This is a genomic window from Pseudomonas sp. CFBP13528, from assembly GCF_005233615.1.
Classification (GTDB): Bacteria; Pseudomonadota; Gammaproteobacteria; order Pseudomonadales; family Pseudomonadaceae; genus Aquipseudomonas; species Aquipseudomonas fluorescens_AM.
This window is the reverse complement of record NZ_QGAJ01000008.1, coordinates 1-16,630: the sequence shown is the minus strand read 5'-3', so window position 1 is coordinate 16,630 and position 16,630 is coordinate 1. Positions and strand designations below refer to the sequence as shown.

Genomic DNA, 16,630 nt, shown 5'->3' with positions numbered 1-16,630 from the left:
TGTGCTGGGCAATCCAGCGTTGCACAGCACCTGGCAAAGCCACTTATTTTGACCCTGCAAACCCGCCCGTATCCACCAAGCAATTAATCACCTGTCCAGAAATATTCTCGCTACAATCCGCCGCTTTGCCACCCCGGCCCGGGCTGTCAAACCGCGAGAAACCCCATGCTCACTGGTAGCTACACCACCTCCCTTGTCGTGATGTCCCTGTGTGTCGCCATCCTGGCGTCCTACACCGCGCTGGACCTGGCGGGCCGGATCGCCACCGCCCAGGGACGTACGGTTTATCTATGGATCACCGGGGGTGCCGTGGCGATGGGCGTAGGGGTGTGGTCGATGCACTTTATCGGCATGCTGGCCCTGCGCCTGCCGTTCGCCCTCGGTTTCGACTTGGACCTTACCGCGCTGTCATTGCTGATTGCCGTGTTATCCAGCGGGTTTGCGTTATGGCTGGTCAGCCAGCCGCGCCTGCCGGCCTGGCAACTGGCATTCGGCGCGTTGGTCATGGGCGCGGGCATCGCCAGCATGCACTACACCGGTATGGCCGCGATGCGCATGACGCCGGGCATTGATTACGATCCCGCATTGTTCGGCGCATCGTTATTGATCGCGGTGCTGGCTTGCGGCGCGGCGCTGTGGATCGCCTTCAACCTGCGCCGCAATACGCCTTATGTGCGCCTGGCGCGCAGTGGCGCGGCGGTGGTGATGGGCGTGGCTATCGTCGGCATGCATTACACCGGCATGGCCGCCGCGCGTTTTGCCGACGACAGCTTCTGCACCGCCGCACAGACCGGCTTGAGCGGCAAGGGCCTGGATAACCTGGTGCTGGTGACTTCGTTGGCGGTGCTGGTCATCGCCCTGTTGACCTCGCTGCTCGACGCCCGGCTGGAAGCGCGTACCGCCGTGCTGGCTGACTCCCTGACCCTGGCCAACCAGGAACTGACCCACCTGGCCCTGCACGACATGCTCACCGGCCTGCCCAATCGCACGCTGCTGGCAGACCGAATTCAACAAGGTATCCAGGCGGTGAAGGAGCAGGGCGGTTGCTTTGCGCTGATGTTTATCGACCTGGATGGCTTCAAGCCGGTCAACGATGCCTTTGGTCACCACATGGGTGACCAGTTGCTGCGCGAGGTCGGCCTGCGCCTGCGCGAGGACCTGCGCAGCCAGGACACCTTGGCGCGCATCGGCGGTGACGAGTTTGTATTGATGGTGCAACTGACCCAGCCGGACGACGCCATGGGCCTGGCCGAACGCCAGGTCGGCCTGATCAACCGTGCATTCACGGTCGCCGAACACGAGCTGAAAATCTCCGCCAGCATCGGCATTGCCATCTTCCCGGGCAACGGTAGCAACCCCCAGGAGCTGTTGATGAATGCCGATGCGGCGATGTACCACGCCAAGGGCATGGGCAAGAACGGCTACCGGTTCTTCGATGTGTCGATGAACACCAACGCGCGCAAACAGCTGCAGTTATTGCAGGACCTGCGCAACGCTCTGGACAACGCGCAATTTCGTTTGTACTACCAGCCCAAGTTCGACGCGATCAGCGGGATTGCGGTAGGGGCAGAGGCGCTGTTGCGCTGGGAGCATCCACAGCAAGGCCTGTTGCTGCCGGCCACGTTCATTGAACTGGCGGAAAAAACCGGGCTGATCATTCCCATCGGCGAGTGGGTACTCGATGAAGCCTGTCGCCAGATGCGCCTGTGGTACGCCCAGGGCTACGAAGACTGGCGCATTGCGGTGAACCTGTCGGCGTTGCAGTTCTGCCACGCCGGGCTGGTCGCCAGCGTGGCCGCCGCCCTTGAGCGGCACCAATTGCCGGCCAACAGCCTGACCCTGGAGATCACCGAAACCACCGCCATGAGCGATGCAGACGCGAGCATGACGGTGTTGCAACGGCTCTCGGACATGGGCGTCGACCTGTCCATCGATGACTTTGGCACCGGCTATTCCAGCCTGATGTACCTCAAGCGCCTGCCGGCCAATGAGCTGAAGATCGACCGTGGTTTCGTGCGCGACCTGGAGCACGACAGCGACGACGCCGCCATCGTGTCGGCCATCGTTGCGCTGGGCCAGGCCCTGGGTTTGCGGATCGTCGCCGAAGGCGTGGAAACCGATGCGCAGCAGCGCTTCCTGACCCGCCTGGGCTGTAACTCGCTGCAAGGCTATCTGCTGGGCCATCCGCTGCCGGCCGACGGGTTCATGGCCGACATCCAGCGCGCCCAGCGCGCCCAGGGCGCGCAGGCGCCTGACAAGGGCCGTGCGTAACGAGTCATAGGGAAAAAGCGCGCACCTAGTGATGCTTGGTTAGCGTGATTCTGTCCACCAGCTCAGTTATTCTTTCTCGCAAATCAAGGATGTCGAGGTTGGCATCCTTGGCGCATATATAGTTGGCAATTTTAACTTTGTCGGCTTTTTTGAATAAGACGTCATCTGTTCGCGTGAAATACAGCGGATGGACAAAAGCGTTGGACGCTGGCCGGTCTTTGAATGTTGAGGCGTAGGTGCTCTTCAAGGCATCCAGTACGCTCTCCGGGTCCAAGTAGTTTTCAATTTCTCTACCGGCGGTGATCCAGCATAAGTCGCTATGGGTTTCGTACTGATTATTCTCGAGCGTCTGTTGAATCCTGGTTTTGGTGAGGTTGATGGGGTCGTCTGCCGTTTTTTTGTCGCTGTCGATAACAAAGGCCAAGTGGCGATTGAGTTTTTTAACATCGATCAGGGCTTTGATATCTTCGCTTGCGTCCTCTGCTTCATCTGCGCTGAGGTGGCTTAAAAGTCTTCCGCCATAAAACATGATGGAGTAGTCAATGCCTTCCTTGATCTCGATGTTGTGTTCGGCGGTGTAGTGTTTTATCCAGTGTTTCAAGTAGATTCGGTCCGACGGGCCTTCTACCCATATCACAAAATTTGACTGAAGTATGTCAGATGCTTTATAGCCGAGGTTCTGAATGGCGCTGAATTTTGATGAGGCGCAGAACGCATGGGAAATAGAGGTCTCGTCAGTCGCGGAGTACGAGCCGTCTTGATGCATTGTCTTCTGTGTCCTGACATGAAAGACCGAGGCGTTACTCATGTCCATAATCGAGGCGGAGTGAGTCGCGATAAAGTATTGATTTGTCGTTTCGTCGAGGAGGTATTGCATTAGCCTGCGCTGCAATGTGGGGTGCAAATGAAGCTCGGGCTCTTCAATACAGATGATTTGATGCTCCATTAAAGTGCAGGAGGCGGCGATGATGATAATCTCGTGCAAGCCCGTCCCTAGCAGATGCAAGGGAAGCATTTTGCCATCGATTTTCACCGATATATTCAGCTTGTGTGAGATATGGATCTGCGCCGAGTCGTTGCGAAGCACAGATTTTAAAAGCTTGTTTAGTTTGTTGAAGTCGGCGTGGGTTTCCAGTCCATGCGTGTCGGGAAGCTGAAGCTCAAATATTTTATTTATAAGGCCTGCGCCGGAGTGTTGGTCGGTGACGCTTTCGTCTTTGGTTATCTTTCGCAGCGCGGGAATAAGTATGGGTTGTTTTTTTATTTTTACATTGACGCCTTCAAGCAGACGTTCCATCCAACGCTCAACCGTATTGTACGGGCCGGGAGTGTAGTCTTTCCCGTAAGGTGCCTTCACGATGTCATGGATGCGCTGCGCGACAGTTACTGGAATGCTGGCGGCCGCGGTATTGATATTGGTTTGCAAGGGCCGTCGTGTGTTGTTGTCAGTTTTATAGGGACTGACCCACACCCATTCGTTGTCACTCAAGGGCGCGAGGAGCTGCTTGCAGGTGGCGATAAAGTCTGGGTGGCTGGAGTGTTCTGAAAGGCTGGAACTGGAGGTTGATGTAAACTCCAGGAGTTCACGCACGGAACAGCCGACACCCAGTGAAGGGTGCGCGTGGTTGGTGTTGATATTAATGTCCAGACCCGACAACTTCAGGAAGGGATCTTTGTCGCTATGTCTCGAGGGCGGGTCAAGGTGCCTGCCATGTTCCGATATGAAGTTGAGAATTATAGATTTGCCTGAGTTGTTCTCACCCACAAAGAAATTGAATCTGCCAAAGGGTGCCATCTTTTGCAGGGTGTTGCCCACGCCTCTGTAGTTAGACAGTGCCAATCCTTTTAGAATAATCGGGTCGTTCATCCTTACCTCCATGTTAGCGACGATAGCTGGCATGCCGCGCGGGCACGCGGGCAGTAGAAGAAGCCAGGGTTTCGACTTTATTAGGGGTAAGGGCGAAAAGCCACTATTCGTTATCAAAACGAGCGCACAATCCGCCCCAGCGTCTCCATCGCCTTCTCCGATGCTTCGGTCCACGGGCTACCGTAGTTCAAGCGGATGCAGTTGCGAAAGCGTCGGGTCGCCGAAAAGATCGGCCCCGGTGCGATGCTGATGCCTTGCGCCAGGGCCATCTGGAACAGCTTCAATGAATCGGTTTGCTCCGGCAGTTCCAGCCACAGGAAATACCCGCCGGCCGGCTGGCTGACGCGGGTCTGCGCCGGGAAGTAACGGGCGATGGCGGCGAGCATCGCGCTTTGCTGTTCTTCCAGGGCGTAGCGCAGTTTGCGCAGGTGCCGATCGTAGCCGCCGTGTTGCAGGTAGTCGGCAATCGCGGCCTGGGCCGGCATCGACGGGCACAGCGATGTCATCAGTTTCAGGCGCTCGACCTTCTGCGCGAAGCGACCGGCCGCCACCCAGCCAACGCGGTAACCTGGCGCCAGGCTCTTGGCAAAGGAGCCGCAGTGCATCACCAGCCCCTCGGTGTCGAAGGCCTTGGCTGGTTTCGGCGCGTGTTGCCCGTAGTACAGCTCGGCATACACATCGTCTTCGATCAGCGGTACCTGGTGGCCGCGCAGCAGTTCCACCAGTGCCTGTTTTTTTTCTTCCGGTACCGTCGCGCCCATCGGGTTCTGGAAGCTGGTCATGGTCCAGCAGGCTTTGATCGGGTAACGCGATAGGCTTTGCGCCAGGGCGTTGAGGTCGATGCCATCGCGCGGATGCACGGGGATTTCCACAGCCTTGAGTTTCAAGCGCTCGAGCACTTGCAGGCAGGCATAAAACGCCGGGGCCTCGATCGCCACCAGGTCGCCGGGCTCGGTCACGGCTTGCAGGCACAGGTTCAGCGCTTCGAGGGCGCCATTGGTGATCAGCAGTTCTTCCATGGGCAGCATCAGGCCGCCGACCATGTAGCGCAGCGCAATCTGGCGGCGCAGTTGCGGGTTGCCGGGAGACATGTCGGTGACCACCAGGCGCGGGTCCATCTCGCGGCTGGCACTGGCCAGGGAGCGGGCCAGGCGCGGCAGCGGGAACAGCATCGGGCTGGGGAAGGCCGAACCGAAGGGCACGGTGTTCGGGTCCTTGATCGAATCCAGCACTGAGAACACCAGCTCACTCACATCGACTTCGGTGGACTCGTGCACCTGCTCGCTCACCACCGGCTCGGAAAACGGGCTGGGCGCGTGGGCATTGACGAAGTAGCCGGAGCGCGGCCGCGCGCGGATCAGGCCGCGTCGCTCCAGCAGGTAGTAGGCCTGGAATACCGTGGACGGGCTGACGCCGTAAGTCTGGCTGGCGTAGCGCACCGAGGGCACGCGCTGGCCGGGGCCAAGCACGCCCGAGCGGATCAGTTCTGCGATGTCATCGGCGAATTTTTCGTAGCGTTTCATGGGGAGCCTTGAACAGTTTTCAGTGTATGCGCCGGGCCAATGTGGGAGGGGGCTTGCCCCCTCCCACATTGGCACTCTATACATTCAGGGGATTATCAGCGGTTCAGTGGTGCGACGAAACGGCTGTCGGCAACGCTGTAAATCCACGGCTCATCCACATCCATCACCTTGAAGCGCAAGGTCTGTGAGCTGCTCGCCGGTGTGTCCGCCAGCAGGGCTACCGAGACCGGCACATTCACGATTTCCCCCGGCGCCAGGCTGATTCGGGTTTCGCCCTGCAACCGGAAACCTTCGGCGTCCACCAGCGCCAGGCGATAATCCTGGTGCTGCTGAGTCTTGTTGATGACCTTGAGGCTGTAGATGTTTTCGATCAAGCCCTCGCTGTTCTCGCGGAACAGGCCCCGGTCCTTGGTCACGTCCAGCGACACCATCGGCCGTTCGACCAGGGCCAGCATCAACGCGGCGATCATGACCAGCAGCACGGCACTGTAGCCGATCAGGCGCGGCCGTAGCAGCCGGGTCTTGCCACCTTGCAGTTGATGTTCGCTGGTATAGCTCACCAGGCCACGGGCATAACCCATTTTGTCCATGATCGAATCGCACGCGTCGATGCACGCCGCGCAACCGATGCATGCCATTTGCAGGCCGTCGCGGATATCGATGCCGGTGGGGCACACTTGCACGCACAGCTGGCAGTCGATGCAATCGCCGAGGCCGACATCCGCCGATTTGACCTCGCGTCTACGCGGGCCACGGCGCTCGCCACGGGCGGCGTCATAGGCAACGGCCAGGGTATCCTTATCGAACATCACGCTTTGGAAGCGCGCGTACGGGCACATGTGCATGCACACCGCTTCGCGCAGCCAGCCGGCGTTGAGGTAGGTGGCGGCGGTAAAGAACAGCACCCAGAACAGACTGACGCCGCCCAGTTGCCAGGTCAGCAGTTCAGCGGCCAACGGGCGGATGGGCGTGAAATAGCCGACAAAGGTCAGCCCGGTCAGCACGCTGATGCCCAGCCACAGTGTGTGTTTGGCCGAACGCCGTGCCAGCTTGTTCAGGCCCCACGGCGCGGCGTGCAATTTGATGCGTTGGTTACGCTCGCCTTCGCTGATTTTTTCGCACCACATGAACAGCCAGGTGAACACGCTTTGCGGGCAGGTGTAACCACACCACACACGGCCGGCGAACACCGTGACCGCAAACAGGCCAAAGGCGCAGATGATCAGCAGTGCCGACAACAGGATGAAGTCCTGGGGCCAGAACGTTGCGCCGAAAATATGGAATTTGCTCTCGGCCAGATCCCACAGTACTGCCTGGCGCCCGCCCCAGTTCAGCCACACGGTGCCGAAAAAAGCGAGGAACAGCAAAGCGCCACCGCTCATGCGCAAGGTGCGGTAAAGGCCGGTGAAGCTGCGGGTATGGATCAGGTTGTCGCGGGATGCGGCCTTCACCTTCTTCGGATGAATGGGCTCAAAAGTTTCCACGGTGGGGATTCGTTCGCTCATGGTCATTCGCTCATCAGCCTCCATCAGGCGGATGAACTATGCGCGGCGTGCTGTTTGCGTAACAGACTCAGGTTGGCGGTTAAAAAGCGGATCAGATGGGCAATCCGAGCCTTGATGCGAGACCTTGCAGGCGCGAACTTGCTCGCGAAAAACTCACAGGCACCGCGTTCATTCACAAAGCACGCGTTATCGTTGACGTTTTCGCGAGCAAGCTCGCTCCTACAGAGGCATCAGGGCATACAGATCAATTAAATGACCGAACCCGGTTCGTCGGCCTTCACATGCTGACGCCCGTCATGGGCGCCCGCGACGGTCAGTGCATCGGCCTCGGCCTCGGTGATGTAGATCCGTTCAGCCGCCAGTTCCACGTACGACATGGACTTCTCGGTATCGGTCACGACAGTGACGCGGGTCGCGGGCACACTCTGTTCCTGGCCATTGTCATTAAGCGTGAAATAGCACAGTTGGTTGTCGATACGGATAGGCATACCGGTCTCCTTTTCATGGGCTCTGATCATTTAGGAGCCCACCAGGCGTGAGGGTTCCACGCAACTGACTGACGGTCGCCGCTGTCCATCCTTTATCAATAATCACAAAAGGGCAGCATCCATGGACGCTTGGCTAGAGGAAGCGTGGCAAACCCTGCAGGCTGAGTTTGCCGATATCGGCGACGCCAGGCAGCTCACTCAGATTACGGTGCGCCTGCTGATGGCCGCGATCCTCGGGGGCATCCTGGGGTTTGAACGCGAGAGCAAGGGCAAAGCCGCTGGCGTGCGCACCCATATGCTGGTGGCGCTGGGCGCCGCACTGTTCGTGATGGTGCCGCAGATGTCCGGCAATCAGGCTGATGCGATGAGCCGGGTGGTGCAAGGCGTGATTGCCGGGATCGGCTTCCTGGGGGCCGGCACCATTATCAAGGGCAAGGATGAGGACGCCGGCCACGTCAAAGGCCTGACCACCGCCGCCGGACTGTGGATGACCGCTGCGATTGGGGTCTCGGCCGGTTTGGGTCGGGAATCGACAGCGGTCCTGAGTACGTTGCTGGCCTTGGTGGTGTTCAGTGTGATGCCGAAGATCGTCAGGCGTTTCGAGAAGGACTGACGATGACAGGCGGCATGGTGGTGGGTGGTTCCTGCACCGGTGGCGGCTCGTTCTCCGGCGGCTCCTGTTCCGGAATCGGCGCAGGCTCGGTGGGTGGCAGGGTCGGGTTGTCGATATTCGGATCGGGCGTCTCTGCCGGGATCGGGATAGTCATGGGTGTGGCCTCCTTTGTGCTTTGCTCTATCGGTGGACAGCCCCGGGAGGGAATTGATTCCCCGCCCGGTGGCGACATATCCGCCTGAACTTTTGCCCGCAGCCCAGGCTCGGACCTAATACGGGCCTGCTCAGGGAGTGCGCCGCCATCTTACGAATTCGGATCAAGCACAGAGCGTCCACTGGGCGTAAGGGGAATATGCTCGATGACTGCTGAAACACTGGTTCCAGAACATTCTTTGTTGCCGTTGTCCCAGGCACTGCTGTTACCCAGAATCGCCATTGAAAGCACCATGCCGGTGATCGACGGTGGTGAATTTGCCGTCAAGGCGGTGGTGGGCCAGCAGGTCAATGTCACCAGTAAAGTATTCGCCGACGGTCATGACAAGCTGGCGGTGTTGGTGCGCTGGCGCCCGCTCGGGCAGGAAAACTGGCACAGCGTGGTCATGAATGATGTGGGCAACAACGGCTGGGAAGGTGCATTTACCGTCACCACCCAAGGGCCCCACGAGTTTTGCATTGAGGCCTGGATCGATACCTTCGCCAGCTTCTGCTATGAGCTGCGTAAAAAGCATGAAGCCGGGGTGCCGGTCAGCCTGGAGCTGCAGGAAGGCCGCAGCCTGGTGTTGCAGGCCGCCGAGCGCAGTGACAACGAGTTGCGCGACCGCTTGATGCTGCTGCACCACGAACTCTCCGGCCTGCTGGAAACCGAGCAGGTTGCGCAGTTCCTGCACGAAGACAGTGCACACCTGATGACCCAGGCCGACCACCGCGCCTATTTGAGCATCAGCACGGTCTACCCGATCGACGTGGAGCGCGAGCGTGCCCAGTTCGCCAGCTGGTACGAGCTGTTTCCCCGCTCGATCACCGATGATCCGGCCCGTCATGGCACGTTCAACGATGTGCATTCACGCCTGTCGATGATCCACGACATGGGGTTTGACGTGTTGTATTTCCCGCCGATCCACCCCATCGGCCGCAGTCATCGCAAGGGCAAGAACAACTCCCTCACCGCCGGTCCCGATGATCCTGGCAGCCCTTATGCAATCGGCAGCGAGGAGGGCGGGCACGAGGCGATTCACCCGCAGTTGGGCAGCCGCGAGGATTTCCGCCGCCTGGTCAAGGCCGCCGCCGACCACGGCCTGGAAATCGCCCTGGATTTCGCCATCCAGTGCTCCCAGGACCATCCGTGGCTCAAACAGCATCCGGGTTGGTTCAACTGGCGCCCGGACGGCACGATCAAATACGCGGAAAACCCACCGAAGAAGTACCAGGACATCGTCAACGTCGACTTCTATGCGGCGGATGCGATTCCCGGCTTGTGGACCGAACTGCGCGACATCGTGGTGGGCTGGGTGGAAGAGGGCGTGAAGACCTTTCGCGTGGACAACCCGCACACCAAGCCGCTGCCGTTCTGGCAGTGGCTGATCAGCGATGTGCGTCGCCAATACCCGGAGGTTATCTTCCTGGCCGAAGCCTTTACCACCCCGGCCATGATGGCGCGCCTGGGCAAGGTCGGTTATTCCCAGAGCTACACCTATTTCACCTGGCGCAATACCAAGGCCGAACTGAGTGAGTATTTCACCCAGTTGAACCAGTCGCCGTGGCGCGAGTGCTACCGCCCCAATTTCTTCGTCAATACGCCGGACATCAACCCGGGCTTCCTGCATGAGTGTGGCCGGGCGGGCTTCTTGATCCGCGCCGCGCTGGCCACCATGGGCTCGGGCCTGTGGGGCATGTACTCCGGGTTCGAACTGTGCGAGTCCGCACCGGTGCCGGGCAAGGAGGAGTACCTGGATTCGGAGAAATACGAGATCCGCCCTCGCGACTTCACCGCGCCCGGCAACATCATTGCCGAGATCGCCCAGCTCAACCGTATCCGTCGTCAGAACCCGGCGTTGCAGACGCACCTGGGGCTCAAGCTCTACAACGCCTGGAACGACAACATCCTGTACTTCGGCAAGCGCAGCGAGGACGGCAGCAATTTCGTGCTGGTGGCCGTCAACCTCGACCCGCATAACGCCCAGGAGGCGCACTTCGAGTTGCCGCTGTGGGAGATGGGCTTGCCGGACGATGCCCAGACCCAGGGTGAAGACTTGATGAACGGCCATCGCTGGACCTGGTACGGCAAGGACCAGTGGACCCGGCTGGAGCCGCAGATGCCGTTCGGGATCTGGCGCATCACTGCTTCCTAAACGACTGGAGAACAGAGTGTGGGAGGGGACAAGCCCCCTCCCGCATTGATCGCATTTGCGTCTGCAGCATTTCAGGAGTTTCCAATGGCGAAGAAACCCAAGGCAGCCACCTTTATCCAAGACCCGCTCTGGTACAAGGACGCGGTGATCTATCAGGTGCACGTCAAATCCTATTTTGACTCCAACAATGATGGCATTGGTGACTTTCCCGGGCTGATCGCCAAGCTCGACTACATTGCCGACCTGGGCGTCAACACCATCTGGCTGTTGCCGTTCTACCCCTCGCCACGTCGCGATGACGGCTACGACATCGCCGAATACCGTGGCGTCCACAGCGACTACGGGACCATGGCCGATGCCAGGCGCTTCATCGCCGAGGCCCACAAACGCGGACTGCGCGTGATTACCGAACTGGTGATCAACCACACCTCCGACCAGCACCCGTGGTTCCAGCGCGCCCGCAAGGCCAAACCGGGCTCGGCGGCGCGGGACTTCTACGTCTGGTCCGATGACGACCAGAAATACGACGGTACGCGGATCATTTTCCTCGACACCGAGAAGTCCAACTGGACCTGGGACCCGGTGGCCGGCCAGTACTTCTGGCACCGTTTCTATTCGCATCAGCCGGACCTGAACTTCGACAACCCGCAGGTCATGAAGGCCGTGCTGTCGGTGATGCGCTATTGGCTCGACCTGGGCATCGACGGCCTGCGCCTCGACGCGATTCCGTACCTGATCGAGCGTGACGGCACCAACAATGAGAACCTGCCCGAGACCCACGGGGTGCTCAAGCAGATCCGCGCTGAAATCGACGCGAATTATCCTGATCGCATGCTGCTGGCCGAAGCCAACCAGTGGCCGGAAGACACGCAACTCTACTTCGGTGACCGCAAAGGCGACGACGGCGATGAATGCCACATGGCCTTCCACTTCCCGTTGATGCCGCGCATGTACATGGCCCTGGCCCAGGAAGATCGCTTTCCCATCACCGACATCCTGCGCCAGACCCCGGAAATTCCGGCCAATTGCCAGTGGGCAATCTTCCTGCGCAACCACGATGAACTGACCCTGGAAATGGTCACCGACAAAGAGCGCGACTACCTGTGGAACTACTACGCCGCAGATCGCCGTGCGCGCATCAACCTCGGCATCCGCCGGCGCCTCGCGCCGTTGGTGGAGCGTGACCGGCGCCGCGTGGAACTGCTCAACAGCCTGTTGCTGTCGATGCCTGGCACGCCGACCCTCTATTACGGCGACGAAATCGGCATGGGCGACAACATTTATCTGGGCGACCGCGATGGCGTGCGTACGCCGATGCAATGGTCCATCGACCGCAATGGCGGCTTCTCCCGCGCCGACCCGGCCAGCCTGGTATTGCCGCCGATCATGGACGCGCAGTACGGCTACCAGTCGGTCAACGTCGAAACCCAGGCCCAGGACCCGCATTCATTGCTGAACTGGACGCGGCGCATGCTGGCTGTGCGCAAGCAGTCCAAGGCGTTTGGTCGCGGCAGCCTGAAAATGCTGTCGCCGAGCAATCGCCGCATCCTGGCGTATACCCGTGAGTACACCGGGGAGGACGGTCGCAGCGAAATCATCCTGTGCGTGGCCAACGTCTCGCGCAGCGCCCAGGCAGCGGAACTGGACCTGTCGGCATTCGCCGGGATGGTGCCGGTGGAGATGCTGGGCGGTAACGCATTCCCGCCCATCGGCCAATTGAATTTCCTGCTGACCCTGGCGCCCTATGGCTTTTATTGGTTCGTGCTGGCGGCGGAAAACCAGATGCCCAGTTGGCATGTGGAACCGGCCCAGAGCATTCCCGACTTCACGACATTGGTGTTGAAAAAACGTATGGAAGAGTTGCTCGAAGAACCCTGTCGCACCACCCTGGAACACACTTCGTTGCCGGCCTGGCTGCCCAAGCGCCGCTGGTTCGCCGGCAAGGACGCCACCATCGACAGCGTGCACATTGCCTACGGCGTGCGCTTCGGCGATGCGCAGCACCCGGTGCTGCTCAGCGAGATCGACGTCACCAGCGCGGGGCAGACCAGCCGCTATCAGTTGCCGTTCGGTTTCCTCGGCGAAGACCAGCTCACCAGCGCCTTGCCGCAGCAACTGGCATTGGCGCGGGTAAGGCGTAGCCGCCAGGTGGGGCTGGTTACCGACGCGTTCAGCCTCGAGCATTTTGTCCGCAGTGTGATTCAAGGCATGCAGGCCGCTACCGTGCTCAATTGCAGCGAGGGTGACCTGCGCTTCGAAGCGACCCCGCACCTGGCCGCCTTGCAACTGACCGATGAATCAGCGGTGCGCTACCTGTCTGCCGAGCAGTCCAACAGTTCGGTGGTGGTCGGCGAGAGCCTGGTGCTCAAGCTGATCCGCAAAGTCAGCGCCGGGGTCCACCCGGAACTGGAAATGAGCGCCTACCTGACCGAAGCCGCCTACCCGAACATTTCGCCGCTGATGGGCTCGATGAGCCGGCGCGACGCACAGGGCCAGGACAGCCTGCTGATGATTGCCCAGGGCTATCTGAGCAACCAGGGCGATGCCTGGAGCTGGACCCAGAACAACCTCGAGCGGGCCATTCGCGACGAGTTGGCCGAAGCGATTTCCGAACAGGAGCAGCACTACAACGCCCTCGGCGAGCTGGCGGATTTCGCCGGCCTGTTGGGGCAGCGACTGGGTGAGATGCACGTGGTGCTGGGCGCCCCCACCCAGAACAAGGACTTCAAGCCCGAAGTCACCTCGGCCAGGGACACCCAGGCCTGGGCCAAGGACGTGGGCGCGCAGATCGAGCGTGCCTTGCACCTGCTCAAACTAAATCAAAGCCAGTTGAACCCCGCCGATCAGGCACTGGTCAGTGAATTACTGGCGCAGAAAAAAGCCATCGGCAGCCACGTCCAGGCATTGGCGAAAGCCACGCTGGGCGGATTACGGATTCGCGTCCACGGTGACTTGCACCTGGGCCAGGTATTGGTCGTCAAGGGCGACGCTTATCTGATCGACTTTGAAGGCGAGCCGGCGCGACCGCTGCATGAACGGCGTGGCAAGCACAGCCCGTACAAGGATGTCAGCGGGGTGTTGCGCTCCTTCGATTACGCGGCGGCCATGGCCCTGAATGTGCAGGGGGTTGATCATTCGCCGCAAGCGCAGGCCTCGCGGCGACGCGTGACCGAGCGCTACCTGAGTGAAGCGCGCCAGGCATTTACCCAGGCTTATCAGGCCGCGACGGCTACACTGGCGCATGACTGGCAGGATGCCAACGGCCAGGACGCCGCGCTGACCTTGTTCAGCCTGGAGAAGGCCGCGTATGAAGTGGCCTACGAAGCGGAAAATCGCCCGAGCTGGTTGCCGGTGCCCTTGCAAGGGTTGCACGGTTTGCTCAGCGGGCTTATACCTGAATCGACAACTGCACGCGGTGGGGAGACGTCATGAGTTTTACGCATAGAGAACCGCTGCAGCCCAAGTTGACTGCAATGCCGGCGTCCAAGGACGTCGAAGCGCTGGTGCGTGCCGAGCACCACGATCCATTCTCGATCCTTGGGCCGCACGATGATGAACAGGGCGGGCAATTTATCCGCGCATTCCTGCCTGAAGCCCTGAGTGTCCAGGTCCTGGCGCGTGACAGTGGCGAGCCAATCGGCAGCCTTGACGCGACCCAGGTGCCGGGCCTGTTCGTCGGGCACTTCGGCACGCGCCAGGATTACCTGCTGAAAATCCAGTGGGCCGGCGGCGAGCAAATCACCGAAGACCCGTATAGCTTCAGTCAATTGCTGCTGGGTGAAATGGACCTGTACCTGTTTGCCGAAGGCAACCACCGTGACCTGGGCAACTGCCTGGGCGCCCAGGTCACCACGGTGGACGGTGTGCAGGGCGTACGGTTTGCCGTGTGGGCGCCGAACGCCCGACGCGTTTCGGTGGTCGGCGACTTCAACATCTGGGACGGTCGCCGTCACCCGATGCGCCTGCGCCATCCCTCAGGCGTATGGGAAATCTTCATCCCGCGCCTGCAACCGGGCGCGGCCTACAAATATGAAATTCTTGGCGCTCACGGCATCCTGCCGCTCAAGGCCGACCCGATGGCCCTGGCCACCCAACTGCCGCCGGATACTGCCTCGAAAGTCGCCGCGCCGTTGCAAGTGGACTGGCGGGACCATGAGTGGATGCAGGCGCGTGGCGACAAACAGAAATCCACCGCGCCGCTGTCGATCTATGAGTTGCACGTCGGGTCCTGGCAGTGCGAGCTGGACGAGGCCGGCGAAGTGTCACGCCAATACGGCTGGCGCGAACTGGTCGAGCGGCTGATTCCCTACGTGCAGCAACTGGGCTTCACGCACATCGAACTGATGCCGATCATGGAGCATCCTTTCGGCGGTTCCTGGGGCTATCAGGCCTTGTCCCAGTTCGCGCCGAGCGCACGCTTTGGCTCGCCGGAAGATTTCGCCTACTTCGTCGACGCCTGCCACCTTGCGGATATCGGCGTGATCCTCGACTGGGTGCCGGCGCACTTTCCTACCGACACCCACGGCCTGGCGCAATTCGACGGCACTGCGTTGTACGAATACGCCAACCCGCTGGAGGGATTTCACCAGGACTGGGACACGCTGATCTACAACCTGGGCCGCACCGAAGTGCACGGTTTCATGCTGGCGTCGGCGCTGCACTGGCTCAAGCACTTCCATATCGACGGCCTGCGCGTGGACGCGGTGGCCTCGATGCTGTATCGCGACTATTCACGCAAAGCCGGTGAATGGGTGCCCAACCGCCACGGCGGCCGGGAAAACCTGGAAGCCATCGATTTCCTGCGCCATCTGAACGACGTGGTCGCGCTGGAAGCGCCGGGCGCGCTGGTGATTGCCGAGGAATCCACTGCGTGGCCAGGCGTGAGTCAAAGCACCCAGCAAGGTGGCCTGGGCTTCAACTACAAATGGAACATGGGCTGGATGCATGACTCACTGCATTACATCCAGCAAGACCCGGTCTACCGTGCCCATCATCACAACGAACTGAGTTTTGGCCTGGTGTATGCCTGGTCCGAGCGGTTTATCCTGCCGATTTCCCATGATGAGGTGGTGCACGGCAAGCACTCGCTGATCGACAAGATGCCTGGCGACCGCTGGCAGAAATTCGCCAACTTGCGCGCCTACTTGAGTTTCATGTGGATGCATCCGGGCAAGAAACTGCTGTTCATGGGCTGCGAGTTCGGCCAGTGGCGCGAGTGGAATCACGACCAGCAACTGGACTGGTACCTGCTGCAATACCCGGAACACCGTGGGGTGCAAAAGCTGGTGGGCGACCTGAACCGCTTGTACCGCGAGGAACCGGCGCTGCACGAGCAGGACGACGCGCCCCAGGGCTTTCAGTGGCTGATTGGCGATGACGCCATCAACAGCGTCTACGCCTGGCTGCGCTGGAGCAAGGACGGCAAGCCGGTGCTGGTGGTCGCCAATTTCACCCCGGTGCCGCGTGAGGCCTACGCCGTCGGCGTACCGTTTGCCGGGCGCTGGAGCGAAGTGATCAACAGTGATGCCGACATGTATGCCGGGTCCAACTACGGTAATGGCGGTGCGGTACAGACCGTGGATGAACCTCGTCACGGCCAACCTGCGTCGCTGTCGTTGAACCTGCCTCCCTTGGGCGTGCTGATTCTGCGACCACAAGAGTCATAGGTATCTACAAAACGCTGCAACGCCAAAACGTAACCACGATGCGAAGCGAGCCGCTCTTGATCTTGATCTTGATCTGCTTTTGATCCTAGGCGCCCCGTTAAACCACGCTGGCCGAACGCAGGCTTGAATCCGTGGGTAACCCGGCAGGACGCCGGGTTAGCCGCACTGGGCCAGGGATGGCCCATTGCGGCGGCCCACGGATTCAAGCCTGCGTTCGGGCACACCGAGCCTGAGCGAGGTGCCGAGTGGTGGGGCCATGTACGGGTCAACCACATGGGTTACAAAAAAGTGCACTCACATAGGTGACACTTTGATTGAGACATAACCGTTCTTTGCATCTCTCGCATTC

The 16,630-nt window shown here is 60.3% G+C and carries 10 protein-coding genes; 5 read left to right on the top strand and 5 right to left on the bottom strand.

Annotated elements, in window-relative coordinates:
- Positions 1 to 165: 165 nt before the first annotated feature.
- Positions 166 to 2,271 (top strand): EAL domain-containing protein, encoded by a 2,106-nt coding sequence (locus PspCFBP13528_RS16260; RefSeq protein ID WP_137200689.1) that lies wholly within the window; start codon positions 166 to 168, stop codon positions 2,269 to 2,271.
- Positions 2,272 to 2,296: 25 nt separating this feature from the next.
- On the opposite strand, the gene PspCFBP13528_RS16255 is transcribed toward PspCFBP13528_RS16260, so the two are convergent.
- The 4 genes from PspCFBP13528_RS16255 to PspCFBP13528_RS16240 form a co-directional block, all read right to left on the bottom strand.
- Positions 2,297 to 4,138 (bottom strand): AAA family ATPase, encoded by a 1,842-nt coding sequence (locus tag PspCFBP13528_RS16255; RefSeq protein ID WP_161594765.1) that lies wholly within the window; start codon positions 4,136 to 4,138, stop codon positions 2,297 to 2,299.
- A gap of 113 nt (positions 4,139 to 4,251) precedes the next feature.
- Positions 4,252 to 5,661 (bottom strand): GntR family transcriptional regulator MpaR, encoded by a 1,410-nt coding sequence (gene mapR, locus PspCFBP13528_RS16250; RefSeq protein ID WP_065950381.1) that lies wholly within the window; start codon positions 5,659 to 5,661, stop codon positions 4,252 to 4,254.
- Positions 5,662 to 5,756: 95 nt separating this feature from the next.
- Positions 5,757 to 7,166 carry a cytochrome c oxidase accessory protein CcoG gene (gene ccoG / locus PspCFBP13528_RS16245; protein ID WP_137200685.1) on the bottom strand — a complete coding sequence of 470 codons (1,410 nt, stop codon included), beginning with the start codon at positions 7,164 to 7,166 and terminating at the stop codon, positions 5,757 to 5,759.
- A 248-nt stretch (positions 7,167 to 7,414) separates the two neighbouring features.
- Complete coding sequence (locus PspCFBP13528_RS16240; protein ID WP_065950383.1) at positions 7,415 to 7,654, bottom strand: DUF3203 family protein; 240 nt, start codon at positions 7,652 to 7,654, stop codon at positions 7,415 to 7,417.
- Between the two features lie 121 nt (positions 7,655 to 7,775).
- Here PspCFBP13528_RS16240 and PspCFBP13528_RS16235 point away from each other — a divergent pair, with 121 nt between their 5' ends.
- Positions 7,776 to 8,267, top strand: a complete 492-nt coding sequence (locus PspCFBP13528_RS16235; RefSeq protein WP_101221240.1) for an MgtC/SapB family protein — start codon at positions 7,776 to 7,778, stop codon at positions 8,265 to 8,267.
- On the opposite strand, the gene PspCFBP13528_RS27605 is transcribed toward PspCFBP13528_RS16235, so the two are convergent.
- Positions 8,245 to 8,421 carry a hypothetical protein gene (locus tag PspCFBP13528_RS27605; RefSeq protein WP_163001629.1) on the bottom strand — a complete coding sequence of 59 codons (177 nt, stop codon included), beginning with the start codon at positions 8,419 to 8,421 and terminating at the stop codon, positions 8,245 to 8,247. The genes PspCFBP13528_RS16235 and PspCFBP13528_RS27605 overlap by 23 nt on opposite strands.
- Before the next feature lie 205 nt (positions 8,422 to 8,626).
- Between PspCFBP13528_RS27605 and PspCFBP13528_RS16230 the strand changes: the two genes are divergently transcribed.
- The 3 genes from PspCFBP13528_RS16230 to glgB all read left to right on the top strand — a co-directional run bounded on the left by PspCFBP13528_RS16230 (position 8,627) and on the right by glgB (position 16,281).
- Positions 8,627 to 10,615 carry an alpha-1,4-glucan--maltose-1-phosphate maltosyltransferase gene (locus PspCFBP13528_RS16230; RefSeq protein ID WP_065950385.1) on the top strand — a complete coding sequence of 663 codons (1,989 nt, stop codon included), beginning with the start codon at positions 8,627 to 8,629 and terminating at the stop codon, positions 10,613 to 10,615.
- A gap of 84 nt (positions 10,616 to 10,699) precedes the next feature.
- On the top strand, positions 10,700 to 14,047 hold the full coding sequence (treS, locus tag PspCFBP13528_RS16225) for a maltose alpha-D-glucosyltransferase (protein WP_137200683.1): 3,348 nt from the start codon (positions 10,700 to 10,702) through the stop codon (positions 14,045 to 14,047).
- Complete coding sequence (gene glgB / locus PspCFBP13528_RS16220) at positions 14,044 to 16,281, top strand: 1,4-alpha-glucan branching protein GlgB (RefSeq protein ID WP_137200681.1); 2,238 nt, start codon at positions 14,044 to 14,046, stop codon at positions 16,279 to 16,281. The genes treS and glgB overlap by 4 nt, the downstream gene beginning before the upstream one ends.
- The last annotated feature ends 349 nt before the right edge of the window (positions 16,282 to 16,630 follow it).